The 14268-nt window shown below is 64.4% G+C and carries 14 protein-coding genes; 9 read left to right on the top strand and 5 right to left on the bottom strand.

All coding sequences use genetic code 11. The features are described from left to right. Window positions 1-118: 118 nt before the first annotated feature. Together cysK and LB568_RS00215 are read left to right on the top strand one after the other, a co-directional pair. Window positions 119-1099 (top strand): cysteine synthase A, encoded by a 981-nt coding sequence (cysK, locus tag LB568_RS00220; RefSeq protein ID WP_013892039.1) that lies wholly within the window; start codon window positions 119-121, stop codon window positions 1097-1099. A 340-nt stretch (window positions 1100-1439) separates the two neighbouring features. Beyond that, window positions 1440-2066 (top strand): glutathione S-transferase family protein, encoded by a 627-nt coding sequence (locus tag LB568_RS00215; RefSeq protein ID WP_013892040.1) that lies wholly within the window; start codon window positions 1440-1442, stop codon window positions 2064-2066. A 3-nt stretch (window positions 2067-2069) separates the two neighbouring features. On the opposite strand, the gene LB568_RS00210 is transcribed toward LB568_RS00215, so the two are convergent. Together LB568_RS00210 and LB568_RS00205 are read right to left on the bottom strand one after the other, a co-directional pair. Beyond that, window positions 2070-3329 carry an RNA polymerase sigma factor gene (locus tag LB568_RS00210; protein WP_224728690.1) on the bottom strand — a complete coding sequence of 420 codons (1260 nt, stop codon included), beginning with the start codon at window positions 3327-3329 and terminating at the stop codon, window positions 2070-2072. Between the two features lie 25 nt (window positions 3330-3354). Then, the gene (locus LB568_RS00205; protein ID WP_013892042.1) at window positions 3355-3723 is read right to left on the bottom strand and encodes a YciI family protein; all 369 of its coding nucleotides are present in this window, start codon (window positions 3721-3723) and stop codon (window positions 3355-3357) included. A 259-nt stretch (window positions 3724-3982) separates the two neighbouring features. Here LB568_RS00205 and LB568_RS00200 point away from each other — a divergent pair, with 259 nt between their 5' ends. From LB568_RS00200 to LB568_RS00190, 3 genes are all read left to right on the top strand, one after another. Then, window positions 3983-4942, top strand: a complete 960-nt coding sequence (locus LB568_RS00200) for a TAXI family TRAP transporter solute-binding subunit (RefSeq protein ID WP_013892043.1) — start codon at window positions 3983-3985, stop codon at window positions 4940-4942. Between the two features lie 226 nt (window positions 4943-5168). Further along, window positions 5169-7271, top strand: a complete 2103-nt coding sequence (locus LB568_RS00195; RefSeq protein WP_224728689.1) for a TRAP transporter permease — start codon at window positions 5169-5171, stop codon at window positions 7269-7271. 61 nt (window positions 7272-7332) lie between these two features. After that, entirely contained in the window at window positions 7333-7716 is a 384-nt protein-coding gene (locus LB568_RS00190) for a DUF1850 domain-containing protein (protein ID WP_224728688.1), read from the top strand. Between the two features lie 34 nt (window positions 7717-7750). On the opposite strand, the gene LB568_RS00185 is transcribed toward LB568_RS00190, so the two are convergent. Continuing rightward, window positions 7751-8206: a thiol-disulfide oxidoreductase DCC family protein gene (locus LB568_RS00185; protein ID WP_224728687.1), complete on the bottom strand. Its 456-nt coding sequence runs from the start codon at window positions 8204-8206 to the stop codon at window positions 7751-7753. A 194-nt stretch (window positions 8207-8400) separates the two neighbouring features. Further along, window positions 8401-8541 (bottom strand): hypothetical protein, encoded by a 141-nt coding sequence (locus LB568_RS00180; RefSeq protein ID WP_013892047.1) that lies wholly within the window; start codon window positions 8539-8541, stop codon window positions 8401-8403. 387 nt (window positions 8542-8928) lie between these two features. On the opposite strand from LB568_RS00180, the gene LB568_RS00175 reads away from it, so the two are divergent. Together LB568_RS00175 and ligD are read left to right on the top strand one after the other, a co-directional pair. Further along, window positions 8929-9798, top strand: a complete 870-nt coding sequence (locus LB568_RS00175; RefSeq protein WP_224728686.1) for a Ku protein — start codon at window positions 8929-8931, stop codon at window positions 9796-9798. A gap of 30 nt (window positions 9799-9828) precedes the next feature. Beyond that, window positions 9829-12390 (top strand): DNA ligase D, encoded by a 2562-nt coding sequence (gene ligD, locus LB568_RS00170; RefSeq protein ID WP_224728685.1) that lies wholly within the window; start codon window positions 9829-9831, stop codon window positions 12388-12390. Between the two features lie 268 nt (window positions 12391-12658). On the opposite strand, the gene LB568_RS00165 is transcribed toward ligD, so the two are convergent. Continuing rightward, a complete protein-coding gene (locus LB568_RS00165) occupies window positions 12659-13333 on the bottom strand; it encodes an ArsR/SmtB family transcription factor (RefSeq protein ID WP_224728684.1) in 675 nt (224 codons plus the stop codon). A gap of 172 nt (window positions 13334-13505) precedes the next feature. Here LB568_RS00165 and LB568_RS00160 point away from each other — a divergent pair, with 172 nt between their 5' ends. Next, window positions 13506-13892, top strand: coding sequence for an NIPSNAP family protein (locus tag LB568_RS00160; protein ID WP_224728683.1), 387 nt, complete (start codon window positions 13506-13508; stop codon window positions 13890-13892). Beyond that, on the top strand, window positions 13889-14233 hold the full coding sequence (locus LB568_RS00155) for an antibiotic biosynthesis monooxygenase family protein (RefSeq protein ID WP_224728682.1): 345 nt from the start codon (window positions 13889-13891) through the stop codon (window positions 14231-14233). Before LB568_RS00160 ends, LB568_RS00155 begins: the two co-directional genes overlap by 4 nt. The last annotated feature ends 35 nt before the right edge of the window (window positions 14234-14268 follow it).

The raw sequence follows: 14268 nt of genomic DNA, 5'->3' as shown, positions 1-14268 counted from the left end.
GCGCTTTAGAGATGCGCCCCACTCGGATATTCTTCGCTGACGGTCTATCTTGCGCGACCGAAGGCCCTTTGCCGCCAATTGCCTGAAATTACTTGCCTGACTCCTGGGAGCGAAACCAATGAACAAGCCCGTCACCTCCGCCCGCGCCCCCGGCCGCGGCCGCATCTACAATTCCATCACCGACACGATCGGCGACACGCCCCTGGTGCGGCTCGACAAATTCGCCAAGGAGAAGGGCATCGTAGCCAAGCTCGTCGCCAAGCTCGAATTCTTCAACCCGATCGCTTCGGTCAAGGACCGCATCGGCGTGGCGATGATCGAGGCGCTGGAGGCGGCCGGCAAGATTTCTCCCGGCAAGACCACGCTGATCGAACCGACCTCGGGCAACACCGGCATCGCGCTCGCCTTCGCCGCCGCCGCCAAGGGCTACAAGCTGATCCTGACCATGCCGGAGACGATGTCGGTCGAGCGCCGCAAGATGCTTGCGCTGCTCGGTGCCGAACTGGTGCTGACCGAGGGCCCGAAAGGCATGAAGGGCGCCATCGCCAAGGCCGACGAGCTGGCCGCGACCATCCCCAACGCGATCATCCCGCAGCAGTTCGAAAACCCGGCCAACCCGGAGATCCACCGCAAGACGACGGCCGAGGAGATCTGGAACGACACGCATGGCGAGGTCGACATCTTCGTCGCCGGCATCGGCACCGGCGGCACGATCACCGGCGTCGGCCAGGTGCTGAAAAAGCACAAGCCCTCGCTGCATGTCGTCGCCGTCGAGCCGGAGGCATCGCCGGTGCTGTCGGGCGGCCAGCCCGGCCCGCACAAGATCCAGGGCATCGGCGCCGGCTTCGCGCCGAAAATCCTCGACACCACGATCTATGACGAGATCGTCAAGGTCTCGAACGAGGACTCCGTCGCCAATGCCCGTCTTGTCGCCCGCCTCGAGGGCGTGCCGGTCGGCATTTCTTCGGGTGCCGCCTTGCAGGCGGCAATCGTCGTCGGCTCGCGGCCGGAAAACAAGGACAAGACCCTGGTCGTGGTCATCCCCGACTTCGCCGAACGCTATCTGTCGACGATCCTGTTTGAAGGTCTCGGGGCGTAGTTTCACAGCCGTTCGCGCCGCGTTCGAAAAGCATAATCTCCCCCCTTGAGGGGAAGATGGCCGGCAGGCCAGAGGGGGTCGGTTCGACCGGATGCGATCTCCTTGCGAGAGATGAAAGTTGGCGCTCTATGTGAGGCGACCCCCTCTGTCGCCTTCGGCGACATCTCCCCCTCGAGGGGGAGATTACGCGCCTCACTGCTTTCGCCAATTTTCAAGGTTGCATAGCAATCCTGGCCCGCTGAAAAAACCAGCCGTGGCGACCGCCACCCGCTTGAGCCCCACCCTGCTTCCGGTTCATATCGCCCCCGGTCCGTCTTCTTTCGGGCCGGGGGAGAATCCAATGTACAAGCTCTACACACGTCCCGGCAGCGGCGGCTTCGTCGTCGAGGCGGCGCTGGCGCTGGCGAACGCTCCGTTCGAGCAGATCGACGTGCCGAAGACCGACCGGCCGGATCCCGCCTTTCTCGACATCAGCCCGCTGAACCAGGTGCCGGTGCTGATCTTGCCGGACGGGCGGTCGATGACCGAATCGGCGGCGATCTGCATCCTGCTGGCCGAGCGCCATCCCGAGGCCGGCCTGGCGCCGGCGATCGGCGCGCCGGCTCGCGTCGATTTCCTGCGCTGGATGGCCTTCATGTCTTCGGTGCTCTATCCGGCGGTGCTGCGTTTCTACTACGCGCCTCGCTACACGTCCGATGCCGACGGCACGAAGGCCGTCAAGCAGGCCGCGGTCGCCGAGATGGATCGTGGCTTCGCCGTTCTCGACAACGCGCTCAAAGGCCGTGACTGGCTGGTCGGCGACGGCCTGTCGCTGGCCGACATCTATCTCATCATGCTGGTGGCCTGGCATCCAGACATCGAGAGCGCGCGGATGGCATGGCCGAACATCGAACGCTTATGGGCGCGACTGCGCGGCCATCCGCTGATGAAGACGCTCAACACCTCGCACGAGATGTGGCCGGGCTGAAGGTCAATTTCGCAGCGCTGCCCGTTTGCCTTGCAGGAAGCGTCGTACCGCCGGGTCGCGCTCGAGGCCGATCGCTCGATCATAGGCTTCGCTCGCCTGCGGCACTTGCCCGAGCCTGGCCAGAAGCCCGGCGCGCGCGGCCCAATAAGGCTGATAGTCGTCAAGCCGCTTGTCGTCACCCAGCACGTAAAGGGCCGCCAGTCCCGCCACGGCGCCCTCGGCCTCGGCGATCGCCACCGCACGGTTGATCGCCACGACGGGCGATCCGGCGATCGAAAACAGCGCGTCATAGAGCTCGCGGATCGCCACCCAGTCGGTGCGACCGGTCAGCCGTCGCGCCGCGTGCGCCGACTGGACTGCGGCCTCGAGCTGGTAACGGCCGATGACGCCACTCTGCGCGGCGCGGGACAGCAGCGCCTCCGCCTCATTGATGAGGGCACGGTCCCACAGCTCGCAATCCTGTTGCGCCAACGGCACGAAGTCGCCTTCGTCATCGCGCCGGGCAGCCCGGCGGGCCTCGGCAAACAGCATCAGCGCAAGCAGACCCAGCGCCTCCGGCTCATCCGGCATCAGCGAGGCCACCAGCCGGCCGAGCCAGATGCCTTCGGTCGCCAGGTTGCGGCGTTGTGTTTCGGTGCCGGCCGGGTCCGACCAGCCTTCGGCAAAGGCGGCGTAGATGGCTTCCAGCACCGCGTCCAGCCGCTCGCCGAGTTCGGCCCGCTCCGGAACGCGGAACGGAATGCCGGTTTCGCGGATACGGGTCTTGGCACGAACCAGGCGCTGGCCCATCGTCGCCGGCGAGACCAGGAAGGCAGAGGCGATGGCCGCGGCATCGAAACCCAGAATGGTCTGGAGGATCAGCGGCGCACGCACGCTCGATTCGATCGCCGGATGGGCGCAGGCGAACATCAGCCGCAAGCGTTCGTCGGGCATGTCTTCGTTGGGCAAGTCTTCGTCGGTCATGCGCGCCTCCGCTTCCTCGGCGATCAGCCTGAGATGCTCGCGGCCGGCTTCGCTGGTCAGCCGCCGCCGCACCGCATCGACACGCCGCCGGCGCGCCACCGCCAGCAGCCAGGCTTCCGGCTTGTCGGGCACGCCGGTGCGCGGCCAGCGTTCGAGCGCCGCGGCAAAGGCATCGGCCAGCGCGTCCTCGGCGGCGGCTACGTCGCGCGTGCGCGCCGACAGCCAGGCGACCAGCTTGCCATAGCTTTGCCGGGCGGCGGCCTCGGCGGCCGCCCGGACGATCTCCGGACGACTGTCCATCACATCGCTATTTCCCGGCACATCGTCATTTCTTGGGCATGTAGTCGGCCATTTCCCAGATCGGCCGCAACTCGACCGTGCCGGTGCTGGCCGCCGGACAGCGCGCCGCCCATTCGATGGCGGTATCGATGTCGGCCGCCTCGATCATGTAGAAGCCGGCAAGCTGCTCCTTGGTGTCGGCATAGGGGCCGTCGATGACGTTGGTCTTGCCGTCGGCGATCCGCACCGAGGTGGTTGCCTGGGTCGGACGCAACCTTTCGCCGGCCAGCCACGCACCGGACTTCTTCAACGCTTCGGTGTAGGCGGCATAGGCCGCGCTCATCTGTTGGGCCTTCTCGACCGGCGTGTTCGCCAGCGCGGCTTCGTCATTGTTGATCAAAAGCATGTATCGCATGGGTTTTCTCCCGTGGTTTGGAAGGCCGCGTCTTGCGGGGCCAGACGTATGTCGTGCGGTGTCGGCCGATTTCGACAGGTGCCGTGAAAATCTTTCGGCCGTGGCCGCGCCTAGTGCAAGCCGGAAGGTGTCACGCATCCACTCAACCGTTCGTCTAATGGGTAGAATTGCGGGTTGGCATTTGCGGCTCGCTGTCTAAACTTGGCCCGGTTCGCACCGAGGAGGTGGTGCGGTCGATATTTTCAGGGAGGAGACCCGGATGTTCCATTTCAGGACGAAGTTCGTTGCGGCCGGCGCCATGGCGCTGTCGCTTGGCCTCGGCATTGCCGCGGCCAAGGCACAGGAATTCATCAATGTGCTGACCGGCGGCACGTCGGGCGTCTACTACCCGCTCGGCGTGGCGCTGTCGGAAATCTACAGCAAGGGCATCGAGGGCGCGCGCACGCAGGTGCAGGCGACGAAGGCCTCGGTCGAGAACCTCAACCTGCTGCAGCAGGGCAAGGGCGAGATCGCGTTTGCCCTCGGCGATTCCGTCAAGCTCGCCGCCGAAGGCAATGCCGAGGCCGGTTTCCCCGGCAAGCTCGACAAATTGCGCGGCATCGCCGCCATCTATCCCAACTACATCCAGATCGTCGCCAGCCAGGAGTCCGGCATCAAGACGCTTGCCGACCTCAAGGGGAAAAGCCTGTCGGTCGGCGCGCCGGCCTCCGGCACCGAACTCAACGCGCGCGCCATCTTCGCCGCCGCCGGGTTGAAATACGAGGATCTCGGCCGGGTCGAATATTTGCCCTTCGCCGAATCCGTCGAACTGATCAAGAACCGCCAGCTCGACGCCACGCTGCAGTCGGCGGGACTCGGCGTCGCCTCGATCCGCGACCTCGCCACCTCGGTGCCGATCAACGTCGTTGCCGTGCCGGCCGAGGACGTCGCCAAGATCGGCGCGCCCTATCTGTCGGTGGTCATTCCCAAGGGCACTTATGAAGGCCAGAGCGAGGACGTCGCCACCGCCGCCGTCGGCAATTTCCTCATCACCCGCGCCGACGTCTCCGACGAGACCGCCTACCAGATGACCAAGCAGATGTTCGATCATCTCGACCAGCTTGCCGCCGCGCACGCCGCCGCCAAGGGCATCGATCCGGCCAAGGCGCTCGACGGCATGCCGGTGCCGCTGCATCCGGGCGCGGAGCGGTATTACAAGGAGAAGGGGCTGGTGAAGTAGCAGGTTCGCTCGGCTTATCTGAGATGTCTTCGCTAAGCGCCCCCCTCTGCCCTGCCGGGCATCTCCCCCTCAAGGGGGGAGATTGGCCGTTGTTATGTTCTTCGCCAAACCTTGCAAAACCTCCGCCGACATCGATGCCGCCGATCTCCCCCCTCGAGGGGGAGATGCCCGGCAGGGCAGAGGGGGGCGCCTCGCGCTGCAGTTCGCTTGCTTGGGAGTGCGTCGGATGAGCGAACCAGCCGACAGCAAATCCGCCAGTACTTTCCACCTTCCTGTCGCCGAAGAACAAGTCGAAGGCCTGCCGCCGGGGTTCGGCGACGGCATCGCCGGCAAGGCGGCCTTTGTCATCGCCGTCGCCTTTTCCGTCTTCCAGATCTACATCGCCGCCTATGGCAGCCTTCCGAGTCAGGTGGTGCGGGCCATGCATGTCGGCTTCCTGCTGCTGCTCGGCTTTGCCCTGATCGCCAATCTGCGCGCCAAAAGCATGGCCGCCAAAACAATGTTCTGGACGCTCGGCGCGCTCGGCTTCGGCACCGGCCTCTACAACTGGGTGTTCTATACCGACCTCATCCGGCGCTCCGGCTTCCTGACCACGCCGGACCTGATTGTCGGCGCGGTGCTGGTGGTGCTGGTCTTCGAGGCGGCCAGGCGGCTGATGGGACTGCCGCTCGCAACAATCGCCTTCATCTTCCTTGCTTATTGTTTCTTCGGCAACCATTTGCCGGCGCCCTTCATCCATCGCGGCTACGACTTCGCCCAGATCGTCGACACCTTCGCCTACGGCACGGAAGGCATCTACGGCACGCCGATCTACGTTTCGGCGGCCTATATCTTCATCTTCGTGGTCTTTGCCGCCTTTCTCGAACGCGCCGGCATGATCGCGCTGTTCAACGATTTCGCGCTTGGCCTGGTCGGTTCTTGGCGCGGCGGCCCGGCGCAGGTCTGCGTTTTGTCGTCGGCGCTGATGGGCACGATTTCCGGCTCCGGCGTCGCCAATGTGGTGGCGAGCGGCCAATTCACCATTCCGCTGATGAAGCGGTTCGGCTTCCGCCCGGCCTTTGCCGGCGCGGTCGAGGCGACCTCTTCGATGGGCGGCCAGATCATGCCGCCGGTGATGGGCGCGGTTGCCTTCATCATGGCCGAGACGCTGAACATTCCCTATGCCGACGTGGTCAAGGCGGCGATCATCCCGGCGCTGCTCTATTTCGGCGCCTGCTTCTGGCAGGTGCATCTGGAGGCCGGCAAGGCCGGCCTGCGCGGCATGGCCAAGGCGGACCTGCCCAACCCGTGGGACGCGGTGCGGCAGCACTGGCCACTGGTGCTGCCGCTGGCCGCGCTGATCTATCTGTTGTTCGCCGGCTACACGCCGGTCTTTGCCGGCACGATGGGCCTGGCGCTGACCATCGTGCTCATCCTCGGCACGCCATTGGCGGCGGCGATCGGGCCGCTCGCCTTCCGCATCGTCTTCTGGCTGGTGCTCGGGCTTGCCGCCGCCTCGTTCATGAAGTTCGGCGTCAACGTGCTGGGCCTGGTCATCGCCGCCCTGATCATCGCCTGCGCCACATTCAAGGGTGGGCGCGAGACGCTGCGGATCTGCGTCGATTCGCTTGCCGAAGGGGCGAAAAACGCACTGCCGGTGGGCATTGCCTGCGCCATCGTCGGCATCGTCATCGGCACGCTGACACTGACCGGCATCGCCTCGACCTTCATCGGCTGGATCATCTCGATCGGCGAGAACAACCTGTTCCTGTCGCTGGTGCTGACGATGCTGACCTGCCTGGTGCTGGGCATGGGCATCCCGACCATCCCCAACTATATCATCACCTCGTCGCTGGCCGGCCCGGCGCTGCTGTCGCTCGGCGTGCCGCTGGTGGTCAGCCACATGTTCGTCTTCTATTTCGGCATCATGGCCGATTTGACGCCGCCGGTGGCGCTGGCCGCCTTCGCGGCGGCACCGATGGCCAAGGAGAGCGGCCTCAAGATCGGCATCCAGGCGACCAAGCTCGCCATCGCCGGCTTCGTGGTGCCGTTCATGGCTGTCTACACGCCGGCGCTTATGCTGCAGGACGCCGGGCCGATCGCCGCCCAGTTCGGCTATCCCATCGAGGTCGCCTATATCGTCGTCAAGGCGTGCATGGGCATCGTGCTGTGGGGCGCGGCCGCCGTCGGCTTCCTCGCCACGCGCATGGCGTGGTGGGAACGGCTTGTCGCCTTCGCCGCCGGCGTGCTTCTAGTCGCGGCTGTGCCGCTTACGGACGAAACCGGCTGGGCGCTGTCGCTTGCCTGGATCGGCTGGCACTGCTGGCGGGCACGGCGGGCCAGAGCATGATCCCGAAAAGTGGGGTCCGGTTTTCGGAAGAGATCATGCTCAAGCAAAGAAATAGCAGCGCATGAGCCTTTGCATCCTTGCCGCCGGCAAGACGGTGACGCTGGCGGTCGCCGCCTTCACGCTGTCCTGGACGCATTCGGTGGAACGGACGCGATGGGAGGAGGACTGGAAGGTGACGCCGTCCGGGCTGCAAGTGGTCGAGGCGCGCATCAAGGGTTCGGGCGCCGGCATGGAACCGCCGGAGGGCGCGGTGCTGAAAGACGGCTGGTGGGTCTATGTCCCGAAGGTTGGGCCGCAGCGTCACGTCTCTCTCGCCGCCTCCGGCGCAACCGGCGGCGGCTGGACACTATGCACGGTTCAGCGCTGCCGGGAACTCGGCAAGGAGGCCGGCGGCTCCATCGCGCTGGAGCCATGCGGGTCGGATGGCACGAGCCAGCCGCGATAGCGCACCAACGCCACTTGCGCGGCGAGATCGCCATCTAGCCAAGGAACCGCCCGCGCAGTTCGGCCGACGGAATGTCGCAGCTGTCCTTCCTGCCGAACAGAGCATAGCGATTCTTGGCGACACGCTCGTAAAGCCAGTCGCGCAGCGGGCGCGGCAGCAGCAACAGCGCCTTGGCCGCACGCCACGGCCAGCCGAGTTCCGCCATGACGGCGACAAAACTGTCGAGCCGCGTGAAGGCGGCACCGTCGACAAGGACGAGATTGGTTTCGTAAGCGTCGGTGCGCAGCCCGTGCTTCCTGAACAGCGCTTCGCCGAAAGGCGACTGGGCTGTGGCGAAGCGGAAGCGACTTTTGCGGTCCAGCTTGACCACCATGCGCACGAAGCCGGAGCAGAGTACGCAGACGCCATCGAAGACGATCAGCGTGTGGCTTGTACCTGACGGCTCAGAGGGACTTGATTGGGGCAGATTTGATTGGGGAAGGTCGGTCACGCGGGCCTCGGCTGCTCGTGTCCCAGGACACTAAGCCAGCCGCAGGCGGGGTTAAAGACGTGGCGATGCCGCACGCCGCCCGTCACCGAGGACCCGGTCACCCAGAACGGGACGCTCGGCGCGATAGGTGGTGGCACGCGCGTTGGCACCGGGCCTGCAGATGCGGCTGTTGTGGCGGCTCTCGAACATCATGGTCAGTGCGCGCCCAGCGACGTGCCGCGACGGGCGCAAGCCGGACCGGGACCGCGCATGTAGTAGCGCTCGGGCCGATAGGTCGGCGCGACGAATTCGCGGATGGCGGCAGCATAGCCGATGAGGTGCGTGAGGAAGTTCATTTACCCTGTCCCTGTCCCGATTTTCGGATGTCCCTTCCGAATTGCGAGAATGATAGCATCGAGGCGTGAATAGTCGGTGAACGTGATGTTAATTTCTGGTCGAAAACCCGTCGCTTCGTGGCCGGAATGCGGCTGATTCGGGGTGTTTCGGTGCCTTTTGTCGCCATTTCGCCCAGTGTGACTTTTGCATCACATATGTTTCGTTTGAATGTCGCCCGCGCGCGGTTCTGTTTCAATTTCTGCCGCGCCTGTGAAATTTCCGTTCTGGACGCTTCGATGCGGGCCTGACTTCAAGGTGCTCGAACATCAAGCGATCAGGAAACTGGCAAGGAACTGGAGCGCGCGCCATCCGTTCTCACCTTCATCGCGTTCCTGAAGGGAGTTGTCATGGCGCCGCGTCCTGCCTGGAGGGGCTATCTGAAGCTGTCGCTGGTCACCTGCGCCGTCGAACTGACCAATGTCGTCACCCACACCGAAAGGGTGTCTTTCCGCATCCTCAACCGCAAGACCGGCAATACGGTGAAGCGCATTTATGTCGACGCCGAGACCGGCGAGCCGCTTGGCGACGATGACGAGATCAAGGGCTATGAACTCGACGACGGCGATTTCATCCATATCGAGGAAGACGAGATCGAGGCGGTGCAGATCGAATCCTCGCACACGATGAGCCTCGACGGTTTCGTCGACAAGGCCTCGATCCAGCAGGTCTATCTCGATACGCCCTATTATGTCACGCCGGGCGACAAGGTGTCGGAAGAAGCGTTTGCCGTCATTCGCAACGCCATGGCGGGCAAGAAGATGGCCGGGCTGGCGCGCATCGTGCTCTATCGACGCGAACGGCCCGTGGTTATCGAGCCGCTCGGCAAAGGCATGGTGCTGACCACGCTGCGGTATGACAACACGGTGCGCCAGCCTGATACCGTGTTCGGCGAGATCGAGGCGGTGAAGACCGACCAGGAGATGACCGATCTTGCCGAACTCATCATCGACAAGAAGAAGACGAAGTTCGACCCGTCGAAATTCGACGACAAATACGAGGACGCGCTGCTCGAGCTGATCCGCGCCAAGAAGGCCGGCCACAAGGCGCCGAAGGCAAAGGCCGCGCCAAAACCTTCCAATGTCATCAACCTGTTCGACGCGTTGAAAAAGAGCCTGTCGGACTCCGGGTCATCGAAAGCGTCTTCGTCGGCGAAACCCAGGCCGGCAGCCAAACGCGCCAAGCCGAAAACGGCCGCGCCCAAACGCAAATCGGCCTGAGGACCAGGGAAGCTTGAGAACCAGAAAACAATGGCCGGACTCGAACAGTATCATTCCAAGCGCGACTTCAAGAAGACGTCCGAACCGGCCGGCAAGGTCGCGCGCGGCAAGAAGGGCGAGGTTGGTGGCGGTCTCTTCGTCATCCAGAAGCATGCCGCGACCAGACTGCACTACGACTTCCGCCTCGAGCATGACGGCGTGCTGTGGAGCTGGGCGGTGACGCGCGGCCCGAGCCTCGACCCGCATGAAAAGCGGCTCGCCGTTCATGTCGAGGACCACCCGATCGACTATGCCGGGTTCGAAGGCACCATTCCCAAGGGTGAATATGGCGGCGGCTCCGTCATCGTCTGGGACGAGGGGACATGGGTTCCCGAGACCGACCCGGCCAAGGCGATGAAGAAGGGCCATATCAACTTCGAGCTCAAGGGCCACAAGTTGCATGGCTCATGGCATCTGGTGCGGCTGAGGCCGCGCCCAGGGGAGAAGCGCGACAACTGGCTGCTGATCAAGTCGGACGATGCGGCGGCGCGTCCGGGCGAGGATATCCTCGAAGAGGCACCACAATCGGTGAAGTCGGGCCTGACGATCGAGGAGGTGGGCGCGGGCAAGGCCGCCAGGGGCGAGAAACCGAAAGTCTGGCATTCCAACAGGCCGGCCGCCAGCAAGGCGAAGGCCGCGGGCCGGAAACTCGACTTTGTCGAACCGCAGCTTGCCACGCTGGAACGGGAGGCTCCGTCGGGCGAGGACTGGCTGCACGAGGTGAAGTTCGACGGCTATCGCATGCAGGCACAGATCGCCGGCACGGAGGTGCGGCTCTTGACCCGCGCCGGCCTCGACTGGACGGAGAAATTCGGTGGCGAGATCGTTGCCGAACTCGCTCGCCTGAAGTGCAGCGACGCCATCCTCGACGGCGAGGTCGTCGTGCTGGCCGACAGCGGCGTCTCGTCCTTCGCATTGCTGCAGCAGGATCTGTCGGCGAAACGGACAAACCGCTTCATCTACTATGTCTTCGACCTGATGCGCCTCGACGGCAAGGATTTGCGCCGCGAGCCGCTGGTCGAGCGCAAGCAGGCCCTGCAGGAACTGCTCGGCAAGCCATCCGAGAACGCAGCGGTGCGTTTTTCCGACCATTTCACCGAGCCCGGCAAGATCATGCTGGAACATGCCTGCCGCATGGGGCTGGAGGGCGTCGTCTCCAAACGCGCCGATGCGCCCTATCGCAGCGGGCGCGGCCCTAGCTGGGTGAAGTCGAAATGCACGGCGCGGCAGGAATTCGTCATCGGCGGCTATTTGCCGTCGGACAAGACCGGGCGCGGGCTGCGCTCGCTGCTGGTCGGTTATTACGACGGCGGCAGCCTGCACTATGCCGGCCGCGTCGGCACCGGCTTCTCCACCAGGGGTGCCAACGATCTGAAGAAGAAACTCGACGAGCTGAAGGCGAATACCTCGCCGTTCGACGCAGCCGTGCCCAAGGGCAAGGGGCTGGTCTGGGTCAAACCCGAGCTTGTCGGCGAAGTGGAGTTCCGCAGCTGGACATCGGACCGTATAATACGCCATGCCTCGTTCCAGGGGCTGCGCGAGGACAAGCCGGCGGAGGAAGTCGTGCAGGAAAAGCCCAGGGCGGCGACACCCAAGGAACCAGGGGGCAAGACATCAGGGGGCAAGGAACCAGGAGGCAAGAGCTCAGCCAAGACGAAATCCGCGCCAAGCGGCGCTGGCAAACCTGCCGGGGCGATGACAACCACGGTAAAACTCTCCCATCCCGACAAGCTGCTGTGGCCCGACGAAAAAATCTCCAAGCAGGGCCTGCTTGATCACTACGCGCAGGTTTGGCCGCGCATGGAGCGCTTCGTGATCAACCGGCCGCTCAGCCTGGTGCGGGCGCCCGATGGCGTCGGCGGCCAGCGCTTCTTCCAGAAGCACGCCTCGGCCGGGATGAGCGACAAGATAGCCCGGATGAAGGACCCGACGGACGGCGAGGAGATCCTGTTCATCCGGGATTTCGACGGCATCGCCGCGTTGGTCCAGTACGGCGTCGTCGAAGTTCATATCTGGGGCTCTACCGTCGACGAGATCGAAAAGCCCGACCAGATCATCTTCGATCTCGATCCCGACGAAGGTGTCGACGTGAAGAAGGTGCGCGAGGCGGCTCTCGACATCAGGGGCAAGCTCGACGAGCTGTCGCTGCCGAACTTCGTCAAGACATCGGGCGGCAAGGGCTATCATGTGCTGGTGCCGCTGAAGCCCTCGGCGGACTGGGACGAGGTCAAGAATTTCGCCCATGATTTCGCCAGGGCGCTCGAGCAGGCCGCCCCCGACCGTTATACGGCGACACTGTCGAAAAAGGCGCGCACCGGGAAAATCTTCGTCGACTATCTGCGCAATGGCAGGGGCGCCACAACAGTCGCGCCCTATTCCTCGCGCGCCAAGAAGGGCGCCACCGTGTCGATGCCGGTGACCTGGGCCGAAATCGAGGCCGGACTGGCGCCCAACGCCTTCCCGATCGGCGACAAGACGACGGCGAAGCAGTTGAAGGAAGCCGACCCGTGGAAGGAATTTTTCAAGGTGGCGAAGGTGTTGAAGCGGGGATAGGTCCGAGACGAAGCCGAGACCTTCCGATGCAAGTGCAACATCAGCAGAATGGCTGACGTAGCGTTCCGTCACACCCCCCTCTGTCCTGCCGGACATCTCCCCCGCAAGGGGGGAGATCGGCTGTCTCGAAGTGTCGCTCATTCCTGCAACGTTGGAGATTGGCGAAAGTGGAGGAGCGCCTAATCTCCCTCCTTGCGGGGGAGATGGCCGGCAGGCCAGAGGGGGGTGCTGTCCCGCCAACGACTGCCGGAGTAGCGCCGCTGAGCCATCAGCTCAAAAACACCTTCTCGAACGCCTGCTTGCCCGGCGGCGAAAACACCACCGCGCGGCTGTCCTTCTCGCGTCGGGCCCACTTCTCGGCAAGGATCTTGTCGAGGATCGCGGCACCCAGCGTGCCGGCGAGGTGGGAACGGCGCACGCTCCAGTCGAGGCAGGCGCGGCAGACCGGGCGGCGTGGCTTGGCGCCGACATCGATGCCTATTGCCGCGAAATGCGATGCGGCCGAAGGCCCGAGCCTGATTTCCTTATCGTCGCGGATCAGGATGTCTTTTTCGACCAGTCGGTCGAGCATCGCCACGGCCTGCTCGCCGGCGAGGTGATCGTAGCAGACGCGGGCCACGCGCATGGCGCCGTCGCGCGGGCCCGGCCGCACGCGCTTCGGGCCGACGGCTTCGGCGACCCCGGTAATGGCTTCGATCATGCCTGCCACCTGCGGCCCGGCGAGGCCGTAATAGCGATGGCGGCCTTGGCTGGCCAGGGTCAGCAGGCCGCCCTCCATCAGTTTCGACAGATGCGAGGAAGCGGTCGGCAGCGAGACACCGGCTTCCAGCGCCAGTTCGCTCGCCGTCAACGCGGTGCCGCCCATCAGCGCGTTCAGCATGTTGGCGCGGGCCGGATCGCCGACCAGGCTGGCGATGCGGGCGATGTCGGGTCCTTCACGCATAGTTCGTTCCTCGTCGAAGCATTCTTGTCAGATAAGCATTATTCTCCGATCGGCTCAAGGAGGCGACGAAGCACACCACGACGGCTCCTGACACGAAACTGCCTAGCACACACAGGCGCGCGACATTTCGACCGCGCTCGAACCATTGATGCAACGATCCGAGGAGACGATTATGACCATCACCTGCTTCATCCGCTATGAGATCGACCCATTCGGCAAGGCTGCCTTCGAGGAATATGCCCGCAACTGGGGCCAGGCCATTCCACGCTGCGGCGCCGACCTGATCGGCTATTTCGCGCCGCATGAGGGCTCGGCCACGACGGCGTACGCCGCGTACAATATCGACAGCCTGGCGGCCTACGAAGCCTATCGCGCCCGGCTTGCGGCCGATCCCGCCGGCAAGGCAAACTACGCGTTCGCCAAGCGTGAACGATTCATCCTCAAGGAGGACCGCATGTTCCTGAAACTGGCATCCGGCCCGCACGCGCCAAGGCTTGATCCTGAAAAGTTGCAGACTTTTCAGACCAGGATCATGCCAAGGGAAAAGGTGTTGCCGTGATCGCGGTCATCTTCGAGGTCGAGCCGGCGAAGGGCAAACGCGATGCCTATCTCGGCATCGCCGCCAAGCTGCGTCCGCTGCTCGATGGCATCGATGGGTTCATCTCGATCGAGCGCTTCCAGAGTTTGGCCGACCCCGACCGCATCCTGTCGCTGTCGTTCTGGCGCGACGAGGAAGCGGTCAAGGCCTGGCGCAATACGGAAGAACACCGGCAGGCCCAGAAGGCTGGCCGAGGCGGCATCTTTGCCGGCTATCGGCTGCGCATCGCGCATGTGGTGCGGGACTATGGGCTGACGGAAAGGGACGAGGCGCCGGTCGATAGCCGGGCGGTCAATGGGTGAGGGAGAGGCGCGGTTCTTCCTTCCCCCTTGTGGGT

The sequence above is a fragment of the Mesorhizobium sp. B263B2A genome (assembly GCF_020165775.1).
Classification (GTDB): Bacteria; Pseudomonadota; Alphaproteobacteria; order Rhizobiales; family Rhizobiaceae; genus Mesorhizobium; species Mesorhizobium opportunistum.
Note: the sequence above shows the minus strand (reverse complement) of the source record. Positions and strands in the feature narration are given on the sequence as shown.